The organism is Tannerella forsythia (assembly GCF_001006485.1).
Lineage (GTDB): Bacteria > Bacteroidota > Bacteroidia > Bacteroidales > Tannerellaceae > Tannerella > Tannerella forsythia.
The window spans coordinates 1-408 of record NZ_JUET01000074.1; the positions used below are offsets into that span (position 1 = coordinate 1).

Here is a 408-nt window from a genome sequence, read left to right on the forward strand (position 1 = left end):
CCAATTCGGGCCAATGTATCTTCCTCTCTCAAAACAATTTTCATTCGTTTTGACAGTTCAATCAATAACTCATCACCGGCATCATGCCCGTGTTGATCGTTAACTTTTTTAAAGCCATCTAAATCAATAAATAACACCGCCAATAAAGAGTTGTGCCGTTGGGATGTAAAGATAGCCTGTTGTAGCCGATCCGCTAACAAGGATCGATTCGGTAGCTGGGTCAACACATCATAATGGGCAATATGCTCAAGTTGTTTTTGCTGTTCTTTCAAAGAAGTGATGTCCGTAAACAAGGCTAAATAATTTTGCGTCATGCCATCGCTGTTCTTAATGGCCGTAATCGTAATCATCTGTGGGTAAACGACGCCGTGCTTATTACGGTTCCAAATCTCACCTGACCAATGATCC

1 protein-coding gene is annotated in these 408 nt (G+C 41.7%); it reads right to left on the bottom strand.

All coding sequences use genetic code 11. The annotated features are described in order from the left end of the window. On the bottom strand, nt 1–350 hold a 350-nt coding region (locus Tanf_RS16700; RefSeq protein ID WP_046825286.1), incomplete at its 3' end, for a diguanylate cyclase domain-containing protein. Nucleotides 351–408: the final 58 nt, after the last annotated feature.